The organism is Azospirillum sp. (genome assembly GCF_035627195.1).
GTDB lineage: Bacteria > Pseudomonadota > Alphaproteobacteria > Azospirillales > Azospirillaceae > Azospirillum.
This window is the reverse complement of the sequence record NZ_DASPMG010000099.1, coordinates 22611-44712: the sequence shown is the minus strand read 5'-3', so window position 1 is coordinate 44712 and position 22102 is coordinate 22611. Positions and strand designations below refer to the sequence as shown.

Annotated in this window: 24 protein-coding genes; 9 read left to right on the top strand and 15 right to left on the bottom strand. The window is 72.6% G+C overall.

The window, feature by feature from the left end:
• Positions 1-184 precede the first annotated feature (184 nt).
• Positions 185-736, top strand: coding sequence for a pyridoxamine 5'-phosphate oxidase family protein (locus VED21_RS09055; protein ID WP_324882012.1), 552 nt, complete (start codon positions 185-187; stop codon positions 734-736).
• Positions 733-1593, top strand: coding sequence for a RibD family protein (locus VED21_RS09050; protein WP_324882011.1), 861 nt, complete (start codon positions 733-735; stop codon positions 1591-1593). Before VED21_RS09055 ends, VED21_RS09050 begins: the two co-directional genes overlap by 4 nt.
• Here VED21_RS09050 and pqqE read toward each other — a convergent pair.
• The 4 genes from pqqE to pqqA all read right to left on the bottom strand — a co-directional run bounded on the left by pqqE (position 1586) and on the right by pqqA (position 3943).
• Complete coding sequence (gene pqqE / locus VED21_RS09045) at positions 1586-2698, bottom strand: pyrroloquinoline quinone biosynthesis protein PqqE (protein ID WP_324882010.1); 1113 nt, start codon at positions 2696-2698, stop codon at positions 1586-1588. The two genes, VED21_RS09050 and pqqE, sit on opposite strands and share 8 nt — an antisense overlap.
• The gene (gene pqqD, locus VED21_RS09040; RefSeq protein WP_324882009.1) at positions 2695-3015 is read right to left on the bottom strand and encodes a pyrroloquinoline quinone biosynthesis peptide chaperone PqqD; all 321 of its coding nucleotides are present in this window, start codon (positions 3013-3015) and stop codon (positions 2695-2697) included. Before pqqD ends, pqqE begins: the two co-directional genes overlap by 4 nt.
• The gene (gene pqqC / locus VED21_RS09035) at positions 3012-3758 is read right to left on the bottom strand and encodes a pyrroloquinoline-quinone synthase PqqC (RefSeq protein ID WP_324882008.1); all 747 of its coding nucleotides are present in this window, start codon (positions 3756-3758) and stop codon (positions 3012-3014) included. Before pqqC ends, pqqD begins: the two co-directional genes overlap by 4 nt.
• Before the next feature lie 104 nt (positions 3759-3862).
• Entirely contained in the window at positions 3863-3943 is an 81-nt protein-coding gene (gene pqqA / locus VED21_RS09030; protein ID WP_324882023.1) for a pyrroloquinoline quinone precursor peptide PqqA, read from the bottom strand.
• Between the two features lie 439 nt (positions 3944-4382).
• Between pqqA and VED21_RS09025 the strand changes: the two genes are divergently transcribed.
• Positions 4383-4724, top strand: a complete 342-nt coding sequence (locus VED21_RS09025) for a hypothetical protein (protein WP_324882007.1) — start codon at positions 4383-4385, stop codon at positions 4722-4724.
• Positions 4725-4738: 14 nt separating this feature from the next.
• Here VED21_RS09025 and VED21_RS09020 read toward each other — a convergent pair whose 3' ends face one another.
• The 4 genes from VED21_RS09020 to VED21_RS09005 form a co-directional block, all read right to left on the bottom strand.
• Positions 4739-5563: a quinoprotein dehydrogenase-associated SoxYZ-like carrier gene (locus VED21_RS09020; protein ID WP_324882006.1), complete on the bottom strand. Its 825-nt coding sequence runs from the start codon at positions 5561-5563 to the stop codon at positions 4739-4741.
• 14 nt (positions 5564-5577) lie between these two features.
• Positions 5578-6477, bottom strand: coding sequence for a quinoprotein relay system zinc metallohydrolase 2 (locus tag VED21_RS09015; RefSeq protein ID WP_324882005.1), 900 nt, complete (start codon positions 6475-6477; stop codon positions 5578-5580).
• 79 nt (positions 6478-6556) lie between these two features.
• Complete coding sequence (locus tag VED21_RS09010; RefSeq protein ID WP_324882004.1) at positions 6557-7663, bottom strand: hydantoinase/oxoprolinase family protein; 1107 nt, start codon at positions 7661-7663, stop codon at positions 6557-6559.
• Complete coding sequence (locus VED21_RS09005) at positions 7645-8670, bottom strand: ATP-grasp domain-containing protein (protein ID WP_324882003.1); 1026 nt, start codon at positions 8668-8670, stop codon at positions 7645-7647. Before VED21_RS09005 ends, VED21_RS09010 begins: the two co-directional genes overlap by 19 nt.
• A gap of 21 nt (positions 8671-8691) precedes the next feature.
• Here VED21_RS09005 and VED21_RS09000 point away from each other — a divergent pair, with 21 nt between their 5' ends.
• Positions 8692-9390, top strand: coding sequence for a HisA/HisF-related TIM barrel protein (locus VED21_RS09000; protein ID WP_324882002.1), 699 nt, complete (start codon positions 8692-8694; stop codon positions 9388-9390).
• Between the two features lie 36 nt (positions 9391-9426).
• Here VED21_RS09000 and fae read toward each other — a convergent pair whose 3' ends face one another.
• Genes fae through VED21_RS08965 form a run of 7 tightly spaced genes read right to left on the bottom strand, consistent with a single transcriptional unit; the run spans position 9427 to position 15772 of the window.
• Positions 9427-9954: a formaldehyde-activating enzyme gene (fae, locus tag VED21_RS08995; protein WP_324882001.1), complete on the bottom strand. Its 528-nt coding sequence runs from the start codon at positions 9952-9954 to the stop codon at positions 9427-9429.
• Positions 9955-10011: 57 nt separating this feature from the next.
• On the bottom strand, positions 10012-10878 hold the full coding sequence (locus VED21_RS08990) for a triphosphoribosyl-dephospho-CoA synthase (protein WP_324882000.1): 867 nt from the start codon (positions 10876-10878) through the stop codon (positions 10012-10014).
• On the bottom strand, positions 10850-11764 hold the full coding sequence (locus VED21_RS08985; RefSeq protein ID WP_324881999.1) for a RimK family alpha-L-glutamate ligase: 915 nt from the start codon (positions 11762-11764) through the stop codon (positions 10850-10852). The genes VED21_RS08990 and VED21_RS08985 overlap by 29 nt, the downstream gene beginning before the upstream one ends.
• Positions 11754-12719: a methenyltetrahydromethanopterin cyclohydrolase gene (mch, locus tag VED21_RS08980; protein ID WP_324881998.1), complete on the bottom strand. Its 966-nt coding sequence runs from the start codon at positions 12717-12719 to the stop codon at positions 11754-11756. Before mch ends, VED21_RS08985 begins: the two co-directional genes overlap by 11 nt.
• A 10-nt stretch (positions 12720-12729) precedes the next feature.
• Positions 12730-13872 carry an ATP-grasp domain-containing protein gene (locus VED21_RS08975; RefSeq protein ID WP_324881997.1) on the bottom strand — a complete coding sequence of 381 codons (1143 nt, stop codon included), beginning with the start codon at positions 13870-13872 and terminating at the stop codon, positions 12730-12732.
• Positions 13847-14743 (bottom strand): NAD(P)-dependent methylenetetrahydromethanopterin dehydrogenase, encoded by an 897-nt coding sequence (locus VED21_RS08970; protein ID WP_324881996.1) that lies wholly within the window; start codon positions 14741-14743, stop codon positions 13847-13849. The genes VED21_RS08975 and VED21_RS08970 overlap by 26 nt, the downstream gene beginning before the upstream one ends.
• A 15-nt stretch (positions 14744-14758) precedes the next feature.
• Entirely contained in the window at positions 14759-15772 is a 1014-nt protein-coding gene (locus tag VED21_RS08965; protein ID WP_324881995.1) for a beta-ribofuranosylaminobenzene 5'-phosphate synthase family protein, read from the bottom strand.
• A gap of 237 nt (positions 15773-16009) precedes the next feature.
• Between VED21_RS08965 and VED21_RS08960 the strand changes: the two genes are divergently transcribed.
• From VED21_RS08960 to VED21_RS08940, 5 genes are all read left to right on the top strand, one after another.
• On the top strand, positions 16010-17248 hold the full coding sequence (locus VED21_RS08960) for a formylmethanofuran dehydrogenase (RefSeq protein ID WP_324881994.1): 1239 nt from the start codon (positions 16010-16012) through the stop codon (positions 17246-17248).
• A complete protein-coding gene (locus tag VED21_RS08955) occupies positions 17242-18903 on the top strand; it encodes a formylmethanofuran dehydrogenase subunit A (RefSeq protein ID WP_324881993.1) in 1662 nt (553 codons plus the stop codon). Before VED21_RS08960 ends, VED21_RS08955 begins: the two co-directional genes overlap by 7 nt.
• Positions 18903-19799, top strand: coding sequence for a formylmethanofuran--tetrahydromethanopterin N-formyltransferase (fhcD, locus tag VED21_RS08950; RefSeq protein WP_324881992.1), 897 nt, complete (start codon positions 18903-18905; stop codon positions 19797-19799). The genes VED21_RS08955 and fhcD overlap by 1 nt, the downstream gene beginning before the upstream one ends.
• Entirely contained in the window at positions 19796-20602 is an 807-nt protein-coding gene (locus VED21_RS08945) for a formylmethanofuran dehydrogenase subunit C (protein WP_324881991.1), read from the top strand. Before fhcD ends, VED21_RS08945 begins: the two co-directional genes overlap by 4 nt.
• A 78-nt stretch (positions 20603-20680) precedes the next feature.
• Positions 20681-21871 carry an ABC transporter substrate-binding protein gene (locus VED21_RS08940; RefSeq protein WP_324881990.1) on the top strand — a complete coding sequence of 397 codons (1191 nt, stop codon included), beginning with the start codon at positions 20681-20683 and terminating at the stop codon, positions 21869-21871.
• Positions 21872-22102 lie beyond the last annotated feature (231 nt).

Below are 22102 nucleotides of genomic sequence, written 5' to 3'. Positions count from 1 at the left end.
TTGCCGCGAGCGCTTCGGTAAGACATATTGTGGCGGGCGTCGTTGGCGGAATGTGGGTTTCTTTGCTGCGGCAGGGTTTGGATGTCTTCAGGTTGTGATCGCGGCGCCCGCAGGTTGTCGCCGCAGGTTGTCGCGGGGGGCGACACCTTGCCCGGCGAAACGGAGCGGTGATACAAGACGTACCATGGCCAAGCATCACGACAGCATCACGGACGAGCTGGCGGATTTCATCCGGACCCAGCCGATGTTCTTCGTCGCCACCGCGCCGATCGAGGGACGTATCAACCTCAGCCCGAAGGGGCTGGACGGCAGCTTTCAGATCCTGGGGCCGCACGGCGTCGCCTTTCTGAACGTCACCGGCAGCGGCAACGAGACGGCGGCGCACCTGCTGCAGGACCCGCGCATCACGCTGATGTTCTGCTCCTTCACGAAGAAGCCGATGATCCTGCGGCTGTACGGGCGGGGCCGCGCGGTGCACCGGCGCGACGCGGACTGGGCGGCGCTGGAGGCCCGTTTCCCCGAGCGGCCGGGCAAGCGGCAGATCGTCGTGGTCGAGGTGACCAGCGTCATCACGTCCTGCGGGTTCGGCGTGCCGATGATGGATCTGGTCGGCCAGCGGACGATGCTGCCCGATTGGGCGGAGCGCCGGGGCGAGGACGGCATCCGCGACTACTGGCGCGAAAAGAACCTCACCAGCTTCGACGGCCTGCCGACGGGCCTGCTGGACGGGGAATGAGCGGCGCGCCGGGCGCCCACCTTCTCAAGCTGTTTCCGGGGCCGCCGGACGAGGTGGCGGTTGCCGGCACCTGGCTCGCCCACCGGCTGCACGCGCAGGGCGGCGCCGGGGCGCCGTTCGTCTACGCCAGCTTCGTCGCCAGCCTGGACGGGCGCATCGCGCTGCGGGACCCGGCGACGGGGGAGAGCCGCCTGCCGCTGGCGCTGACCAGCGAGAACGACCTGCGGCTGTTCCTGGAGCTGCAGGCGCAGGCGGACTGCCTCGTCACCAGCGCCGGCTACCTGCGCGACCTTGCGGCCGGGCGGCTGGACGACGTGCTGCAGGTGGGGACACCGGATCTGGCGCAGTGGCGCGTCGCGAACGGGCTGACGCCGCAGCCGGCCGTGGTGGTGGTCAGCGCCGGGCTGGACTTCCCGCTGCCGGCCTCGCTGGTGCTGAACGCGCAACGGCTGCTGGTCGCCACCACGGCGGCGGCGCCGGCCGGCAAGGTGGCGCGGCTGCGGGCGCGCGGGGTTCCGGTGATCGTCGCCGGGACGGGGGATACGGTGGAGGGGGCGCCGCTGGCGCGGGAACTCGGGCGGCGGGGCTACCGCAGCCTGTACCTGCTGGCCGGGCCGCGGCTGTTCGAGGCGATGCTGCGCGATGGGATGCTGGCGCGGCTCTACCTCACCACCACGCACCGGCTGTTGGGCGGCGCGCATTTCCAGACCATGATCGGCGGGGCGGCCGGCGGGGCGGAGCTGGGCGACGCCGGGCGGCTGCGGTTGGCCGAGCTGTACTACGACGCCGGGCCGCCGGACGGCACGGGGCAGTGGTTTGCCCAATATGACGCGATGTTGCACGACGTGATCAGGTGATGGTGGCCGGCGCCCGCTCGCGGTAGGTGAAGGGCACGTCGCCGGTGGCGGAATCGCGGGCGGCCAGCGCGCCGACGGCGGCGTGGTTTTCGGCCAGTTCGCACACGGGGTCCGGCAGGGCGGCGTCGCCGGAGATGGCCAGCGCCTGGCAGCGGCAGCCGCCCCAGTCGATCTCGCGCCGGTCGCACTCCCGGCAGGGCGACGGCATCCAGTCGGTGCCGCGAAAGCGCTGGAAGGCGGGGGAATCCTGCCAGATGGCGCCGAAGGGACGGTCGTGCACCGTCTCGAACGACATGTCCGGAATGGTCTCGGCCGCGTGGCAGGGCAGCACCTTGCCGGACGGCGTGATGTTGGCGAAGCGCCGTCCCCAGCCGCCCATGCAGGCCTTCGGCCGGCGGGCGTAGTAGTCGGGCACCACGTAGTCGACCACCAGCCGGCCCTTGAGGGCGGGCAGGCGGGCGCGGACCACCTCGTCCATGCGGATCAGCTGGTCCTGGGTGGGCATCAGCGCGGCGCGGTTCAGCAGCGCCCAGCCGTAATACTGGACGTTGGCGATCTCGATCCGCCCGGCGCCGAGGGCCAGGGCGAGGTCGAAGAACTCGTCCACATGCTCCACGTTGTGGCGGTGCACGATGGCGTTGACGGTCAGCGCCAGCCCGGCCGCCACCACCTCGCGCGCGGCGCGCTGCTTGCGCTCGAACGCGCGGGGGAAGCCGGCGACGCGGTCGTTGGCCTCAAGCCGGGTGTCCTGGAAGCTGATCTGCACGTGCTGGAGGCCGGCGGCCTTCAGCCGGTCCAGCCGCGCGGCGTCGAGCGTGACGGCGGACGTGATCAGGTTGGTGTAGAGGCCGGCCTGGGACGCGTGCGCCACCAGTTCCTCCAGGTCGGTGCGGGCGCAGGGCTCGCCGCCGGAGAAGTGGATCTGCAGGGCGCCGGCCTCGGCCACCTCGTCCAGCACGCGTTTCCAGGTGGCGGTGTCCATCTCGCCGCTGCGCGGCTCCAGCGCCAGGGGGTTGGAGCAGTAGGGGCAGGCCAGCGGGCAGCGGTGGGTGAGCTCCGCCAGCACGGCGTAGGGTGGTTCGGGGGGCGGTTCGGGCTTGGTCATGAGGTGATGAATCCCCGGTCGCGCAGGGTGTGCAGCAGGTCCAGCACGTCGGCGGCGATCTCCGCGCGCGGCGCTTCGAACTGGGCGGCCAGCCGGTCGATGGCGGTGCCGACACTGGCGGCGTCGGCGGTGCAGGCGCGCACCACGTCGAGCGCCACCTCGTCCAGCACCAGCACCCGTTCGGGCGCCAGCAGCGTCCACTGGTCGCGCGCGCGGTCGTGGCGCAGCATGACGCCGGGGGCGAGGCGGACGCGGTCCTGCTCGGTGATGATACCGGTGGTCGGGCCGGTGGCGGTTCTGGTGGTCGTGTCGGTCATCGCGCGTACTCCGTCGGCGTCATCCCCTCCGGCACGAAGGCGCCCGGAGGGATGTGGCCGGGGTCCACGTAGGCGTGGTGGAGCGCGTCGAGCTGCGCCCACAGCACCTCCGTCTTGAAGCGCAGGGCGTCCAGGGCCTGCTGCTGCTGCTCGGGCGTGCGGGCGTTGTCGAGCACGTAGGCAAGGCCGAACGACACGTCGCGCGGCGCCTGGTCGAGCCGCTTGCGGAAGTAGGAGAGCGTCGCGTCGTTGGCGAAGGCGTAATAGGCCTCGAACCCGTGGATGCGCTGCTCGTGGATGGCGGGGGCGAACAGCTCGGTGAGCGACGAGGCGACGGCCTCCAGCGTCGTGCGGGTGCCGACGAAGTTGACGTAGGCGTCGACGGCGAAGCGGGTGGCCGGCAGGATGCCCTTCAACGAGGTCACGTAGCCACGGTCGAGGCCCAGGCCGTCGGTGAGGCGCAGCCAGCGTTCGATTCCACCGGTGGCGCCATCCCCCGTTCCGTCGTGGTCGAGGACGCGGTGCATCCATTCGCGCCGCAGGGCGGGATCGGTGACGCGGGACATCAGCGTCAGATCCTTGCGGGGGATGGAGACCTGGTAATAGAAGCGGTTCAGCGCCCAGGCCTGGACCTGCCCCTTGTTCAGCTTGCCGCCGTGCAGCAGCGCGTGGAAGGGGTGGAGGTCGTGGTACTGGCGGGCACCGATGGCGCGGAGCGCGCCTTCGAACTCCTCACGAGTCATCCGGTCCGCTCCCTTTCGGGATAACTCCGCGTCGGCGCGGCGGCGGTCCGGGCGGGTGCGCGGCACCCGCGGGAATCCGCCGCCGGCCATGGCTGCCTTGCCCCTTAGAGGTCGGCGCAGGCGTAGGCGTTGATTTCGTTGCCGACCGCGATTTCGCGAATCTTCGGCTTGCGCCACGTCTTCATGGTTCGTTTCCTCCATGTCCGGTACGGGCCGGTTGCCACTCCGGCTCAATAGGAAAGCGTACCGGGGCTGGGCCGGTGCGGCCATCATACTTGCGGGGTAGTGTGGGGAAATTATGGGTAGTTTATTGTGCAGTGCAAAATAAAACAGGGCGTGTCGGCAGCTTGGAAGTGGAATAATTCTAAATGGATCATGCTGATAACCATCGATGTATTAAACCTTGGGGATTTACGCTGAATGCAGCGGAATGGCCGCCTTTCCTGTGCTGAGCGGGTCAAGGTGAGTGGTACGTTGCGCAAAAGGGGTACTTCCGAAGGATTTTGCTCCTCATGGTACGCTGATGCTTGAGCTTGTCCGGCGGGGCGCCGCATCATACCTGATGCATTGGGCCTGATGCGTCGGGCACCCGATGTCGTGGGCGGAACCGTTCGGACGCAGGCCATGGGCAAGCACGCTTTCCTCCTCATGCTCGTCGCGCTCCTGTTCGGCGCCGGTGGCGCGCGGGCCGACGAGGGGTATCCCACGCTGGCGCGCGTCGATTACGTGCTGGGCTGCATGGCCGCCAACGGGCAGACGCCCGACGTGGTGCGCAAATGCGCGTGCAGCATCGACGCCATCGCCGCCCGCCTGCCCTACGACAAGTACGTGGCGGTGGAGACCGCGCGCACCATGCAGGACGCGCCGGGCGAGCGCGCGTCGCTGATGCGCGGGGTCGGCTGGATCAAGGACCTGCTGGACGAGTTCCGGCAGGTCCAGGTCGCCGCCGACCTGAAGTGCTTCTGAGGGCATGCCCGTACCTACGACCCCTGCGCCGCGCGGATCGGCCAGCTTTCCTTGAAGACGCGGCCGCGGGAGTCCTCGGCGGTGACCTCCAGCGTGCCTTCCTTTTCCGGCACCAGGGAGAAGTGGATGCTGGGATCCTCGCTGAGCGAGATGTCGGACGTCACGTCCAGCACCGGCGCGCCGTTGTAGCGGACGGAGACGGTCGTCACGTAGTGGGCGGGGATGTAGTAGTAGTTCAGCTGGTCGTACTGCATCCCGGTGTTGTTGGGGTGGCTGATCAACAGCTGCGCGGTGACCGGCTGGCCGGCGACCAGGGTGTCCGGCAGGTTCAGCTTCATCTTGCCCATGCGGGCCAGCGTCAGTTGCGGGTTCTTCAGCGCGGGCGCGGAGCAGCCGCCGGCCGCCTTCACGAACTGCGCGGTCTTCAAGAGGCGGCCGTCGCTGGTTTCGGCGATCGCGGTGACGTTGGTGTAGGCGTTGACGCGGATGCGCGTCTCCACCGCCTGCGGCCCGCCGTCGGCGAAGCGGAAGATGGCGGCCAGCGGGACCGGGTTCTCGTCCACGATCAGGTGCACGGCGTTCACCTTGACGTCCGAACCGGGTGCCGTGGCGATGCGGATGGGCACCAGGGCCGCGTCGTGGGCGCGCGTCGGCGCCTCCAGGCTGAGGAGGGAACCGGCGTCCTCCACCGTGCGGCCAGCGAAGTACATGTCGCGCAGCATCTCCCAGCGCGCGGCGTCGTCGGCCGGTGCGGCCTGCGCCGTGGTGCCCATCATGACCACGAAAGGCAGGGCGGCCAGGGCGGCGCCCGCCAGCGTTGCGTGCCGTAATGACGTCATCGCATTCTCCCTCCCTATTCCCACTCCAACTCGGCGAAGACCGCCGTGACGTTGCGCGGGTGGTATTCATCAAACAGTTGCCAGCGTGTTTTCTCCTGTGCCGCGACCTCGGCGATCGCCCGCTGAATGGTGCCGCCGGATTTCTGGACGGCGCGCACGCCGGTGACGAGCTGCTCCAGGTAGCGGCGCAGGCCGGCGGCGGCGTCGGGCCAGGGGGCGGCGGGCGGGCCGTGGCCGGGGACGGCGCGCTGCGCCGGGAGTGCCGCCAGCGTGTCCAGCGCCTTCAGCCAGCCGAGCGCGGTGCCGTCGACGGCGGGTGCCCGCTCCATGAACACGAGGTCGCCGGTCCACAGCGTGCCGGTTTGCCGGTCGAACACGGTCAGGTCGTTGTCCGTGTGCGCGGGCGGATGGGCGACGAGGTCGAGGATCCGCCCGCCCAGGTCAATCTCCAGCCGGTCGGACACGGCGATGGCGACCGGCAGGAAGGCCACGTCGCGGGCGGCGTCGGCACCGGCGGCGTCCTCGAACATGCGCAAGTAGTGGCTGCTGCGCGCCATCAGCGCCGCCTGGAAGCGCTGGTGCGCCACGGTCCTGGCGCCGTCCTCCTGGAAGGCGGCGTTGCCCAGCACGTGGTCGGGGTGCATGTGGGTGTTGACGACGTAGCGGATCGGCAGGGCGGTGCGCGCCCGCACGGCTTCGCGCAGGTGCCGGCCGACGGCTGGGCCGCCGCCGGTGTCGATGACGGCTACAGCCTCGGCACCGACGATGAAGCCGCAGTTGGCGATGTCGCCCTCGTTGCCGGCGTCCGTCTCGGCGTGGCGCCCGGCGTGGACGAAGACGCCGGGGGCGACCTCAATGACGGGAAGGACGTCGGCGCGCGCGGGTGCGGCCCACAGCGCCCAGGCGCCGAGCACCACCGCCGCAACGCGCAGCCCAAAGGGCGCGCTTGCCGAAGGTCTTGCCGCTGTCTCCCTCACCGAAAAACTATGGGACTCATTCGAAGGTTGGGGCAACGGAGCAAAGGTGGTCTTGCGGCGCACAACGCCGCGCCAGCCAGCCGACGCTGACGGCCGGCGCAAACCAGCCCACGCGTTCGCGCAAGTGCCGGTTGACGGGCAGGTGCGCCTCGAAGTCGCGGTAGGGCACGCCGCGCCGCGCCGCCAGACGGCGCACCAGGAAGCGGCCGGCCCCGGCGCCGACCAGCGGGACGGCCTGATCGGTGGGGGTGTGCGACAGCACCTGGTCGAGGGCGTCCTCGATGTGCCGGAGTTGCCGCTCCGCCAGATGACGGGCGAGGTGGCGGGCGGCGGGCAGGCTGTCCGGGCCGCAATCCTCGCCCACCATGCGCAGCAGGCGCCGGGCGCTGGCGTCGGAGCCGCGGTCGCGGCCGTCGGCGGTGGGGTGCTGGTCGGCGCCGTCGGGCAGGCTGCCGGTCAGGCGGTGCACGTCGGCCATGGTGGCGAACAGCTCCGCCATCAGCGTGCGCGGGCGGCCGGCGAAGGGCACGGCGCGGGCCACCGCCATGACGGGGGTGCGCACGGTGCCGGTGTAGACCAGTTCCCCGGTCTCCAGACGCTCGGCGTCGGTGTAGCCGGCGTGGCGCGGGCGGCCGGCGGCCAGCGGGACGATGTCCGTCGTCGTGCTGCCGACGTCGACCAGGATCCCGTCGCCGGCCGTGGCGGCGACCAGGGCGGTGGCGTACCAGTTGGCGGAAGCCACGGCGTCCGGGTGATCGGCCGCGGCGCCGGCCGGGATCAGGCCGAAGGGGCCGGCGAAGACCTCCAGGTCGGTGGTGGGAAGGGCGGAGCGGGTGGCATCGGCGATGCGGCGCACGCCGTCGGCACGGTCGTCGAACAGGTCGGCCAACTCGCCGGTCATGGTCGCGGCGGCGCGGGCGGGGGTGCCCCAGCGGGCGAGGATCGCCGCGATGGCGGCTTCCAGCCGGTCGAGCCCCTGCCACAGCGGGCACGGCACCTGATCGAGGTCGCGCAGCGTGCCGGACGCGTCGAACAGCGCGGCCTTCAGGTGCGCGCCGCCGATGTCGAAACCGACCAGAGCAGGGCCGGCCAGCGCGGGGCCGGTCAGAGCGCCGCTTCCCATTCCAGCGCCTCCAGGTTCAGGGTGACGGGACGGGCCGGGTCCGGCAGCGGTGGTGCCACGGGCGGTTCTCGCGCCAGACCCAGCACGGCCGCCGCGACGTTCATTCCGATGGCGCGCCGCAGGCCGGCGTAGGAGGTGGTGAGGCGCGGGTTCACCTCCAGGATTGCGGGGCCGCCGGACGCGGCGATGAAGTCGACGCCGACGTAGCCGAACAGGCCCGGCAGCGCCGCCGCGATGCGCCCGGCGAGGCCGGCCAGCTCGCGCGTCGCGGTCAGGCCGCCCACCACGCCCCCGCGGTAGACGAGGGCGGAGCCGGACACGCGGACATGCTGGCGGTTCGCCGCCAGCAGCCACGCCCGCCCGTCGCGGCAGAGCATGGACAGGCTGGCCGGGGCGCCGGGGACGAAGGGCTGCACGACGAAGCCGGTTCGGTCGGCGCCGATGCGCCAGCGGTCCCATTCCGTACGGTCGCGCAGCAGGCGGGTGTCGGTGCAGCCGGCGCCGTCGTCGGGCTTCACGATCCAGGGGCCGTCGCAGGGCGGCTCCTCCACCTCCTCGACGCGCCACGCCGGGACGGCGGGCAGGCCGGCGGCGGACAGGGCGGCGGCGGTCGCCGCCTTGCTGGCCGTGACCGCCACGGCGTCGGCGCGGCTGTTGAGCAGGCGGCGGCCGGCGGCCTCGACCATGCGGGTGAAGCGTTCCAGCGCGCCGTCGGTTTCCGGGGCGATGGGCCAGACGGCGTCCACCGTCCGGGCGAGGTCACCCCAAAGCGCCCAGGACTCCGCCGGGTCGCGGACGGTTATGCTGTGCGCCATGCCGTGCACCTGGGGCGGCAGCGGGGGCAGGCGGGCGTCGCGGGTCACCACGGGTGCCACGCCCGGCACGTCCCCCAGATCGGCCAGCAGGGCACGCAGCATCAGGTCGCCCTCGCGCGCCAGGCTGGCGGGGATGGGCTGGCCGGGCGGCATGCCGCCGCCGGTCACGAACTCGCAGACCAGGATGCGCATGCGGAACTCCGGGAGGGGGACATGGTCCAGGTCATACCGGTGCTCGACCTGCGCGGCGGCGGCGTGGTGCACGCGCGCAAGGGCGAACGGGGGCGATACCCCCCGCTGGCCTCGGCGCTGTGCGCGGGCAACGCGCCGGAGGCGGTGGTGCGGGGGCTGCTGGGGCTGTTCGCGTTCCGGGTCATCTACGTGGCCGACCTCGACGCCATAGAGGGGACGGGGGACAACGGGGCGGCGCTGGCGCGGCTGGAAGCGGCCTTCCCGGACATCGGCTTCTGGGTGGACGCCGGCTTGTCGGACGCGGCGTCGGTCCGCGGGTTCCTGGCGCGGCACCGTGGCGACGCGGTGATCGGCAGCGAGAGCCTGGACGGCGTCGAACCGCTGGGGGAACTGGCGGGGGAGCGGCGCATCGTCCTCTCGCTCGACTTCCGCGACCGCTTCGTCGGGCCGCCCGGCCTGTTGGGGCGCGCCGACCTGTGGCCGGACCGGGTGATCGCCATGACGCTGGCCCGCGTCGGGTCCGGCGAAGGGCCGGACCGGGCGCGGCTGGCCGAGCTGCGCCGCGCGGCGCCGCACGCACGGCTGTTCGCCGCCGGGGGCGTGCGCGGCGCCGGCGACCTGCGGACGCTCGCGGCCGACGGCGTCGCGGGGGCGCTGGTGGCGACGGCGCTGCACGATGGGCGCATCAGCCGAGCGGACCTGGAGGCGCTGGCCGGCTGACGCTCCCCCCGCCGCTGCGGGAGGAGCGCCGGGGCGTTACGCCGCGAACGGGTGCTTGACCCGGTCCTTCTGGTTCATCAGGTCCTGCGCCGTCGGGTAGCCGCTGACCGCGCGCTCGATGGCTTCCTTGGTGGCGCGGTAGTTGTAGTCCTGGATCTTGGCGTTGTCCTTGGCTTCCCAATGGATGAAGACGCCGACGCAGATGAAGATGTTGTCCACCTCGTCCTGCGGGATGGTGCCTTCGGCGACGCAGTCGGCCACCGCCTTGGCCACCGCGTGCTGCGCGGGGCCGAACATCTGCACCGCCTGCTCGGCCCCCTTGATGGTGACCTTGTTGAACAGGATGGTGGATGGCTTGCACTGCAGGTTCGGGGCGACCACGGCCAGAAGGGACGTGAAGCCGTCCTTGTTGTTGGTCAGCGCGTTGCAGAACGCGGTCTCCACCGCGCTGCCGCGCGGCCCCATGATCAGGTCGATGTGCGCCACCTCGTTGCCGTCGCCGACCAGCGACTCACCGACGAGCACACGGTTGATCTTGGCGGATGATCCCCCCCACATGGCCATGGCGTTTCTCCCTTGCGTTGATGGCGTTGGTTATGGGCGCCGTCTGTCGTGGGTGGCTCAAGTCCGTGGCATCAACCAGAGGGAAAAGAGGCAGGCCACGACAATATCGGCGGTAGTGCCTGGATTTACGCCATTGTATTTGAGTTCGCGGTCCAACTCCCCCAGGCGCGTTCGCGTTAGCTTTAAAGCGCGGTCGGAGCGTTCTTCTTCTCTCAATTCCGCGGCGCGGCGGCATAGCCGGTCAGCCGCATCCACCCCGTATTTGCGGATGACATGGCTGTCCGGAATGGTGGCGAGAAGGTCGAGGGTGAGGAGTTCCGCGGCTTCCTCGCACGTCGCCCCGGCGGCCAGCGCATCGCGCAGGCGCGGGACGCCGGTGTCGAAGACATCGGCGTAGGCGGTGGCGTACTGGAAGGCGATGCGGTCGCGGTCCTGCGCTTCGCGCATGGCCTCCAGCAGGGTGACGGCGGCGGGGGCGTGCACGTCGCTGCCCTCGACCCGGCCCAGGCCGGCGGGGGCGGCCAGCGCGATGGCGCGGAAGGCGAGGTCCGCGTCGGCCACGGTGAGGGCGGCGAGCACGCGGCGCAGCCGGTCGCGCAAGGGGCCGGTGGTGTCGGACAGGGCGGCCTGCGCCAGCGGGGCGGCCAGCAGGACGATTCCGAGGTTGGTGTTGCAGCCGGCCACGGCCTGCGTGGCGCGGATGCATTCGAAAATGCGTGCGCCCACCGTCAGGCCAGGGTCGGCCAGGATGGAGGCGGTCGCCTCCGCGCTGGCGAGGAACTGGTCCACCGTCATGCCGTGGCCGGCGGCGTGGACGTGGACGTTGCCGGGCTTCAGCGCCCGCAACTCCGTCTGGCAGGCGGCGAGGTAGGCGCCGGCGACGCCGGTGGCCGGATCAGGCGGGCAGGGCAGCCAGTTCGGCATGACGGTTCACCCGTTCCACGAAATCCTCCGCCAGGGCGTCGGCGATGTCGACGGGGGCGACGCGCTGGAGGCCCTGCCACGCCGGCATGCTGTTGACCTCCAGCACCAGCCAGCGGCCGTCCGCGGCCTGGATCAGGTCGACGCCGGCATAGGCGGCGCCGACCGCCCGCGCGGCGCGCACGGCGAGTGCCGCGGGTTCGTCGCCGGTGGGGGCTGCCTCGCACACGCCGCCCTGGTGGACGTTGGTGATCCAGGTGCAGCCGTGCCGGGTCATGGCGGCGACGGCGCGGTCGCCGACGACGAACACCCGGCGGTCCTGCCAGCCATCGGCCGTGCGCGGGGGAATGAAGGGCTGCAGGTAGTAGACGCCGGCCACCGTGTCGGGGTCGGGCAGCGCGTCGGGGCCGCCCAGGCGCCGCAGGCCGCGGCCCTGGGCGCCGAACAGCGGCTTCAGCACCTGGTCGGGCGTGGCGGCCAGGGACTGCCGCGCGCGTTCGGCGCTCTGCGTGGCGAGCGTGGGGGGCGTGGGCAGGCCGGCGCGGGCGAGCAGGAAGCTGGTCATGCTCTTGTCCACGCAGCGCTCGATGGCGCGGGCGTCGTTGCACACCGGCACGCCGAGCGCGGACAGCGCGTGCAGCACGGTGAGGCGCAGCGTCACCTGTTCGAAGCTGCCCTGGCCGACGACGCGCACGAAGACGCCGGCCGGCGGCGCGTCCTCGAAGCCGGGGATCGACAGGCCGGTGGCGGTCAGGCCGGCGGCCACCCCGCAGTCGCGCGGGGACACGCAGCGGCAGGGCAGGCCGCGCGCCTCGATGGCGCGCTTCAGGCGCGGCGTGTGCCAGTCCGACCGGTCGGTGAGGATGAGGGCGGTGCGGTCAGGGGACATGCGTGAACGACCGCTCCACCAATTCGGGGGCCAGGGTGCCGGCATGGAAGCTGTGGCCGCTGTCCAGCGCGGTGACGGTGACGCGCGCGGGGCTGAACAGCATGGAATCGATGGCGTAGAAATCGCCCTTCACCGCCGCGAACACCTCGGCGAACGGCCGGCCGTGGTCGCGCGAGGCGGAGGAGGGCAGGCGGTTGGCCAACTCCTCGGCCTCCACGTCCGGACCGGTGACGTGCAGCTGCACGGTGCCGCCGTAGAGGATGGCGTCGTTGGTGCGGCCCATGGCGGTGAGGAAGCCGCCGCCCGGCGGCGGCAGCGGCGCCATGCCGATGCCGTCCACGACGCGGTCCAGTGGGAAGCCCAGCGCGTGCACCTTGTGCAAGGCCACCTCCAGCACGCGGGCCACCACCTGCACCGTGCCGGCGAGGCTTTGCGTGGGCGTCAGGACCAGGGTGAGGTTGTCCGGCGCGATGGCGCAGGTGGAGGCGATGTGGGCGACGAGCTCGGCCGGTGGGGGCTTGTCCACCTCCAGCACGAAGGCGGCGTTGTCGGCCGCGTTGGTGTAGCCGAGTTCGTCGAACAGCGCCTCCTGCCGCGCCAGGGCGCGGCCGGGGCCGGAGCCAAGCGCGAAGAAGTCGCCGTGGCTGAGGCTCCAGCCCGCGTACTGGCTGGCGAGGCAGGCCAGCACCGGCTGGGCGCTGTGCACCGTCACGCCGAACGGCCACGCCGCCGTGCCGGGAACCGCGCCCAGCGTGGCGCGGCCGAGGCCGCCCATGCACAGTTCGGCGATCCGCCGCCCGGCCTCCAGCCCGCCGGGGTGGCGGATGCCTGCGTCGACGACGCGGGCGCCGCCCACGCGCTCGATGCCCAGGCGGAGCGCCGGGGCGTCGTCGATCAGGCGCGCGACAAGCGGGGCGGAGAGGGCGGCGAGGCTGGGGCGGGCGTCGGCGGTCATGGCTGCATCTCTATGGCTGCATCTCTAGGGTGTCGGCGGCCAGCAGGGCGGTCATCAGGTGCCGGCACCGCTGCTCCGCCCGGCGGCGCGCGCGGCCGACGCTGGTACCCTCGGCCAGCACCGTGCACACGGGTTCGCCGGGCGCGATGCGGGCGGGGGTGGCCGGGCGGTCGGCTGTCCAGGCGGGCCAGTCGGCGGCGTCGATGCCGAGGGGGGCGGTGGCGTAGTGGACGAGGGCGGCGCGGCAGTTCCACAGGGACGGCAGCCGGTCGGGCAGGCGGCCGGCGCAGGCGTCCGCGTGCAAGGCGAGCAGCGGCGGCATCGGATCGCGGTCGAACACGTCGAGCGAGGCGCCGGGGCGCGGATTGACCTCCAGCAGGTGGAGGGTGTCGCCCGCCACCAGGAAATCCGCGCTGTTGAGCCCGACGAGGCCGAGCGCTTCGGTCAGGCGGGCCACCATGGCGGCCATCGGGCCGGCCACCCGTTCCGGCAGGCGCAAGGGGCCGGCGGCGCCGCCGTAGCGGTAGGGGGCGTCGGGCGCGGGGGATGCCCATTGGCGGCTGAGGCCGACCACGCAGGCGCGACGCCCATCGGCCAGGAAGAGGACCGACACCGGGTGGCCGCCGACGCGGCGCTGGACGTACCAGCCGGGCGGGGCCGGGCCGGGCGGGGCGGTACGGATGTGGCCGCCGCCGCTGCCGCCGATGCGCTTCAGCTGGTGGCCGTCGGCCGGGGTGGGTGCCTCCGCCCGCACCTCCGGATGCGGGATGCCGAGGCGGTGCAGCAGGGCGGCGAGGGCGAACGGGTCCTTGGTGCGGGCGACGGCGTCGGGCGGGTTGCCGAGCAGCGGGCGGCCGGCGGCGATGCGGGCCAGCAGGGTCGGGTCGTCCTCGAAGCCGGAGCCGTGGACCAGCGGCACGCCGCGCAGGTCTGGCGCGGACAGCGCGTCAAGCAGGGCGTCGGCGTCCAGGCGCAGGCCGGCGGACGGCAGGCGGACGCAGGAGGCGGCGAGGCGGCGGGTGTCGCCGTCGGCGAACAGGTCGACGGCGGCGGGGCGCAGGCCCGCGCGCACGGCGGCGGCGGCCAGGGCGCGGGCCGACAGAGCCACCACCACGACGTCTGGGCGGTCAGCCGGCGATGTCGCGGGCGGCATCGTAGGCATCGCGGAAGTCGAGGTAGACCGCCGCGTCGGCCTGCGCCATGCGCTGCAGCAGGGCGTGCTGGACGCGGAACTTGACGCCGCCCACCGCCAGCGCGCCGATGCCGACGCCGCGCCCGCCGGGCAGGGGCGTGCCGTCGTCCTGCGCCGCCACCCCCTCGATGCCGGACGGCGGCACGGCGTTGATGTCGGCCGCCGCGAGCAGACGGGGGGCGGCGGCGAGGTGGCGGGCGGAGAGGATCTGCAGGCCGGCCTTGCCGCAGGCGAACACCACCTCGGCATCGGCCAGCAGCCGCTCCTTGGACGCGTCGTCGGGGGCGTCGGCGCAGGCCAGTTCGACGTTGAAGCGGCGGCGGAACTCGGCCGCCTTGGGCTCCACGCCGGACAGGCCGCGGTGGCTGACCAGGGTGACGCGCCCGCCGGCCAGCGCCGCGATCACGCCGGCCGTGCCGCCGACCACGCCGGTGGCGCCATAGACCTGGACGTTCAGGCCCTTCAACCCCTCCGGCCGGGCGCGGCGCAGCGCGCGTTCCACCACCGCGACCAGGGCGGCGGCGGTGGTGAAGGCGCCGGAGGGATCGACCATGGCGGAGATGGTGAAGGGCGGGAACATGGAGATGCGGGCGGATTCCAGCATGTCCAGCGCCACCAGCGCGTCGCGCCCGCCGATGAACAGGCCGGTGCGCGCGGCGTTGGCGGGATCACGGGAGAACATGGCGTCCTGCGTGATGCCGGCGACCTCGCCCGGTTCCACCTGTGTGTAGGGGAACAGGGTGGTGATGCCGGCGTCGGCGGCCATGTTCACGTCGAAGGCGCTGACGTGCTTCAGCGGGGTCAGCATGTGCAGGACGTAGGGCGCGGGCATGATGTCCTCCCCCGGTCAGGTGGTTGCGCGGGCGGCGGCGGTGTCCACCGTGGCGCCGTCGTTGCGGCCGCGGCACAGGCGGAACTCCAGCGCCGTGCCGGGCCGGCGGCGTTCGGCCTCCACCAGCAGGGATTCGGCGCGGGCCGGGTCGCCGACGATGGCGAAGCCGGTGGGACCCCAGGAGCTTTGGCCGATGCCGGGGATGCCCTGCGCCTCCAGCCAGGACAGCGCGTCGGCGACCTCCGGGCTGGTGAAGCGGCCGCCCTGGACGGGGGCGAAGTGGTCGCCGACGGCGCGCTGCAGCTCCCCCACCGCGCGGCCGAAGCCGTCGGCGTCGCCCTCCGCCAGCGCCGGCAGGGCGGCCATGACCATCAGGCGGCACAGGTGGCCGGCGCGTTCGGCGGGGAAAGGCGGCAGGGCGGTGAAGGCCTGCGTCTCGGCGCTGCCGTGCAGGCCCTGGCCATCGCGGTGCAGGATCAGCAGGACGCGCCAGCTGTCCGGAAAGGGCAGGCGGGCGACGATGGGCGGCGGCGCCTCCCCCGTGCCGCGCCCGCCGTCGAGGATGACGCCGCCCGCCTCGAACGCGCCGATGCCGATGCCGGAGCGGGCACCGCGCTCCAGCTCGGCCGCCACCGCGCGCACGGGCATGGGGCGCCCGTAGAGGTGCGACAGGGCAGTGCCGACCGCCAGCCCCATCTGCGTGCCGGAGCCGAGGCCGACATGTTCGGGAATGGCCTCCTCGACGCTCAATTCCGCGCAGGCGGGCCAGCCGAAGCGGTCGCACAGCGTGCGCGCGGCCTTCAGGGCGCGCTCGGCGGAGGGGCCAGAGGTGCGCAGGCCGCCAGTATGGGGGGCGGCGGGGCGGGCGCGGATGGTGGTGGCGAGGCCCTCCAGGGTCAGCCCGAGGCTGCCGAAGCGGCGGCCCAGGCCGCCGTTCATGTCGAGGAAACCAAGATGCAGTCGAGCGGGCGCGGTGACCCAGACCTCCCCGGAATGGACCTCCCCCAGATAATCGACGCCGCGAGGCATGAGAACCTCATCTGTTTAAGGAAAGTTGCGTCGCTTTTTTCACCATGATAATCTTGAGTTAAAAAAACGCCCCAATCCAATAGTATATACCTCTTTCGGAATGCGGGCTGTTCGGTTCTTCTGGGGAGGAAGACATGGCCGATGTGCGGGAAAAACCCCATTCGGATGCGGAAATCCCGGATCGTGTGAGGCCGATACTGTCGCGCTGGCGTTTCAGGCGCTGGTGAGGGCGCCGCCATGGCGACCCACCGGGACGTCGTGTGCCCGTTCTGCGGCCTCGGCTGCGACGACCTGACGGTCAAGGCGGCGGCGCGTAGCTTGGCGGTGCAGTCCACGGATTGCCCGATCGCGCGGGACGGCTTCGGCCGCATGCGGCCGGCGGAGCCGCCGCGCGCCGGGGGCGCGGCCGTGGCGCTGGAGGACGCGGTGCGGGCCGCCGCCGGGGCGCTGAGCGGCAGCCGGGCGCCGCTGGTCGCCGGGCTAGGCACCGACGTGGACGGCGTGCGCGCCGCGCTGGCGCTGGCCGAGCGGCTGGGGGCGGTGGTCGACCACGCGGGGTCGGAAGGGCTGTACCGCAACCTCGCGGTGCTCCAGCGCACGGGGTGGATCGCCACGACCTTCGCCGAGTTGCGCAACCGCTGCGACCTGCTGCTGGTCGTCGGGCCTGACCCTGCGGCCTTCCACCCGCGCCTGTACGAGCGCTGGGTGGCGCCCGCGCCGGCCTATCGCGAGCCGGGTTCGCGCGCCGTGGTGTTCCTGTGCGGCGAACCGGCGGAGCGCACGCGGGCGGCGTTGGCCGGCATTCCGCTGACGGTGCTGTCCGGTGCGGCCGGGGAGGTCGGCGACGCGGTGGCGGCGCTGTTGGCGGCGCTGGGCGATCCGGCCGCGGCCGGGGGTGAGATGGGCGCTCTAGCCGAGCGCCTGCGGGCGGCGCGCTACGCCGTGGTGGCGTGGGCGGCAGCGGGGTTCGAAGGGGCGCACGCGGACCTGATCGTGGAGCGGCTGTCCGGGCTGGTGCGGGAGGTAAACCGGCACACGCGCTGTGCCGGGCTGCCGCTGTCGGGGCACGACAATTTGGTCGGCGCCAACCAGGTGTGCACGTGGCAGCTGGGCGTGCCGCTGCGCACGTCGCTGGCCGGCGGGGTGCCGGTGCACGACCCGCATCGTTTCGCGTGGCAGCGGTTCCAGGAGGTGGCGGACGCCGTGCTGTGGATCTCCGCCTTTCGGCCGGAGGTGCCGGACTTTCCGGCCGGCAGGCCGGTGGTGGCGCTGGCGCCGCCGGGGACGGCGTTCGCAGCCGAGCCGGCGGTGTTCATCCCCGTCGGCACGCCGGGGATCGACCACGCCGGGCACGTGTTCCGCGGCGACACGGTGGTGGCGATGCGCACGGGGCGGCTGATCGACCGCGGGCTGCCGGACGTCGCCACGGTGCTGAACGCCATTCTGGCCGCGCTGCCGCAGGAGGTTGCATGCTGACGAAGCTGGCCGGGGGGCGCGTCTACGATCCCGCCAACGGGCGTGACGGGGAGGTGGGCGACCTGTACGTGCGGGACGGGCGGATCGTCGCCGATCCCGGCCCAGGCGCGGCGCCGGACGAGACGGTGGACCTGACCGGCAAGGTGGTGATGGCCGGCGCCATCGACATCCACAGCCACATCGCCGGCGGCAAGGTCAACATCGCGCGCATGCTGATGGCGGAGGAGCACCGCGCCTTCCCCGTGGAGGCGGAGGGGCTGTGCCGGTGCGGCGGCGGGGTGGCCAGCCCGTCCACGCACGTGACCGGCTGCCGCTACGCCCAGATGGGCTACACGGCGGCGTTCGAGCCGGCCATGCTGCCCAGCAACGCCCGCCACGCGCACCTGGAGATGGCGGACATCCCGCTGATCGACACCGGCGGCTACGTGGTGCTGGGCAACGACGATTTGTTCCTCGACCTGCTGGCCTCGGGTGCGGGGGAGGAGGCGATCGCCGACTACGTCGGGTGGACGCTGAACGCCACGCGGGCGCTGGCGGTGAAGGCGGTGAACCCCGGCGGCATCAACGCCTTCAAGTACAACCAGCGCCGCCTGGACGTGGACGAGGCCGGGCCGTTCCACGCGGTGACGCCGCGCCGCATCCTGACGGCGCTGGCGGGTGCCGTGCAGCGGCTGGGCATCCCGCACCCGCTGCACCTGCACGGCTTCAACCTGGGCGTTCCGGGGAACGTGGAGGCGACGCTGGACAGCATCGCGGCGGTGGACGGGATGCGCCTGCACCTGACGCACGTGCAGTTCCACGCCTATGGCGCCGAAGGGGACCGCCGGTTTTCGTCGGCCGCGGCGCGGGTGGCGGAGGCGGTGAACCGGCGGCCGAACCTGTCGGTGGACGTCGGGCAGATCATGTTCGGGCAGACGGTGACGGCGTCCGCCGACACCATGGCGCAGATGGGCAACACCGGCCTCGCGCACCCGAAGAAGTGGGTGATGATGGACATCGAGTGCGACGCGGGATGCGGCGTCGTGCCCTTCCGCTACCGCGACAAGGCGTTCGTCAACGCGCTGCAGTGGGCGATCGGGCTGGAGCTGTTTTTGCTGATCGACGATCCCTGGCGCGTCTTCCTGACCACCGACCACCCCAACGGCGCGCCCTTCACCAGCTATCCCGAGCTGATCCGGCTTCTGATGGACCGCGACTATCGCCTGACCAAGCTGGCGGAGCTGCACCCGGCGGTGCCGAAACACACGATCCTGGCGGAGCTGAAGCGGGAGTACACGCTGGGCGAGATCGCCACCATGACGCGGGCGGCCCCGGCGCGGATCCTGGGGTTGAGCGACCGCGGGCACCTGGGGCCGGGGGCGGCGGCGGACGTGGTGGTCTACACCGACCGGGCGGACCGCAAGACGATGTTCGAGAAGCCGGACATGGTGTTCAAGGACGGCCGGCTGGTGGTGCGCGACGGCGTTGTGGTGGCGCTGGCCCGCGGGCGCACGCACGTGGTGGAGCCCGCCTTCGACCCGTCCATCGAGGCGCGGATCGCCCGCCATTTCGACGAACGCATGGGGATGAACCTGCGCCACTTCCGCATCGACGAGGACGAGATCCGCGGCGGCGACGGCCTTGTCCGCCACGACTGTACGCCGGGGGCGTTCTGATGGAGCTGAACGGCGTGCGCATCGAGGAGACGTTCGCCGAAGCATTCCCCATGCTGGGCACGCGGCTGGTCGTCACCGCCGACACGCCCACCTGGGTGCAGGCGGCCGTGGTCAGCATGACGGGCTTCGCCACCTCGGTCATCGGCTGCGGCTGCGAGGCGGCGCAGGAGCGGCTGCTGTCGCCGGACGAGACGCCGGACGGGCGGCCGGGGGCGGCGGTGCTGCTGTTCTCCATCTCCAAGGCGGAACTGGCGAAGCAGGTGGTGAACCGCGTGGGCCAGTGCGTGATGACGGCGCCGGGCACCGCCTGCTACGCCGGGCTGGCGGAGGGGGAGCCGATCGCGCTGGGCAACAGCCTGCGCTACTTCGGCGACGGCTGGCAGATCGCCAAGCGGATCGGCGGCCGGCGCTACTGGCGCATTCCGGTGATGGACGGGGAGTTCCTGTGCGAGGCGACCGCCCCCGTGGCGCCGGGCGTGGGCGGCGGCAACTTCATCATCCTGGCGGCCGACCGGCGGGCATGCCAGACCGCGGCGCTGGCGGCGGTGACGGCGATCCGCGCGGTGCCTGGCGCCATCCTGCCGTTTCCGGGCGGGGTGGTGCGCTCTGGCTCCAAGATCGGGGCGAAGTACAAGGGGCTGATCGCGTCGTCCAACACCGCCTACTGCCCGACTTTGCGCGGCGCGCTGCCGTCCCTGGTGCCTGAGGGGGTGGAATCCATCCTGGAACTGGTGATCGACGGCATGAGCGCGGACGAGGTCGCGGCGGCCATGCGCGCGGGCATCGGCGCGGTGGTGGCACTGGGGGCGGCGGCGGGCGTGGTGGCGGTGACCGCCGGCAACTACGGCGGCAAGCTCGGCCCCTATCACTTCCATCTGCACGAGGTGATGGCATGACCGGCCTGATCCTGACCGCGCGCGACCCCGCCGGGCCGCCCATCGACATGACGGGCGTGCTGCCGGGGCGCGACGGACTTGCCGACCTGCCCCTGCTGCGCGGGCGGGAGCGGCGCCGGCTGGCCGACCTGTTCACGGTGGCGGACGGCGGGCCGGACGGGGCGCTGATCCTGCGGCCGGGCGGTGCGGTGCTGGACGGTGTCGGTGCGGGGATGACGGCGGGCGAGATCCTGGTGGAGGGCGACTGCGGCGCCTACGCCGGGCGCGGCATGCGCGGCGGCACGCTGATCGTCGAGGGATCGTGCGGCGCCTATGCGGCGGCGGAGATGGCCGGGGGGCGGGTGCGCATCGCGGGTGATGCCGGGGACTTTCTGGGCGCACCGCTCGCCGGCAGCCCGCGCGGGATGACCGGCGGCTCCGTCGTGGTGGGCGGCAACGCCGGAGACCGGGTGGGGGAGCGGATGCGGCGCGGCGTGATCAGCGTGCAAGGGCAGGCCGGCGCGCTGTGCGGGGCGCGGATGATCGCAGGCACCATCGTGGTGGGCGGCGGCTGCGGGGCGGGGGTGGGCCTCGCCATGCGCCGGGGGAGCATCCTGCTGCCTCGGGCGCCGGCGGCGCTGCCGGCCGGGTTCGCCGACGGCGGCGAGCACGACTGGCTGTTCGTGGAGCTGTTGCGCCGCGACCTGACGGCGGCCGGGGCGTGGCCGGCGGGCTTCGCGGCGGAGGGGATTCGTGCGTGCCGGCTGCTGGGTGACCGTTCGGCGGGGGGTATAGGCGAGGTGCTTATCCTTTCAGGGGTATAGCTTGGGCGCGGCGGCAACGCCAGATTGATGGGGGTGCGAACAAAAACGCCCGGTAAAGGCGGCTCGGGAGGGAGTGTGATGGGGGCTTGGCGTCTGCTGGTCGTCGCGTGCGCGCTTGCGCTGGCCATGCCGGCTTTCGGCGCCGATCCGGCAGCGGTCCGCATCGGTTACCTGACGCGGGAGGAGGAGCCGGTCATCCCGCAGACCTTCCTGGAACCGGTGGTGGACGACGAGGGGGTGCAGGGTGCGCGCCTTGCCATCACCGACAACAACACGACCGGCCGCTTCCTGAACCAGAGCTTCGAACTGGTCGAGACCGTGGTGCCGCAGGACGGCAGCGTGGAGGAGGCGGTGCGCGCGCTGGCCGCCGACGGCGTGCGGCTGCTGGTGGCCGACCTGCGCGCCGACGCGCTGGCCGCCGCCGCGGCGGTGCCGGAGGCGCGGGAGATGCTGATCCTCAACACCCGCGCGCCGGACGACGCGCTGCGCAACGAGGGCTGCCGCGCCAACCTGCTGCACGTGGCGCCCAGCCGGCGGATGCTGGCCGACGGGCTGGCGCAGTACCTGGCGCTGCGGCGCTGGTCGAACTGGCTGCTGGTGGTCGGGCGCACGCCGGAGGACGCGGCGTACGCCGAGGCGCTGCGCCGCGCCGCGAAGCGCTTCGGCGCCAAGATCGTCGAGGAGAAGACCTGGACCTTCGAGGACGCCAACCGCCGCGTCGACACCGGGCACGTCACCATGCAGTCGGAGGTGCCCGTCTTCACACAGGCGCGCGAGCACGACGTGCTGGTCGTCGCCGACGAGGCGGATGCGTTCGGCGAGTACCTGCCGTACCGCACGTGGTCGCCCCGGCCGGTGGCCGGCACGCACGGGCTGGTGCCCACCGCGTGGTCGCGCGTGCACGAGCAGTGGGGGGCGACGCAGCTGCACAGCCGGTTCGAGCGGCAGGCCGGGCGCTGGATGCGGGCGCGCGACTACACCGCCTGGATGGCCGTGCGCGCGGTGGGGGAGGCGGCGACGCGCACCAACTCCACCGACGCGCAGGCGCTGGCCGCCTTCATCCGCGGGCCGGACTTTGCGCTGCCGGCCTTCAAGGGGCAGGGGCTGACCTTCCGCGAGTGGGACGGGCAGCTGCGCCAGCCGGTGCTGCTGGCCGGGCCGCGCACGCTGGTGTCGGTGTCGCCGCAGCCGGGCTTCCTGCACCAGTTCTCGGAACTCGACACGCTGGGCGACGACCGGCCGGAGAGCCGGTGCCGCAATCGATCATGACGATGCCAGTCATAATGATGATGGGAGGGAAAGTGCCATGTGGACCGTCCGGGGCCCTGGGCAGTCGCGTAAAGCCCCTCTCCCCTTGAGGGAGAGGGGTTGGGGTGAGGGGGATTACGGCTCGGAGAGCCGGGAAAGGACTCTTTTCCGCCCTCCGGGCGTAAATACCCCTCATCCCAACCCTTCTCCCTCAGGGGGAGAAGGGCTTTACAGGCGGTCGACGCACGCGAA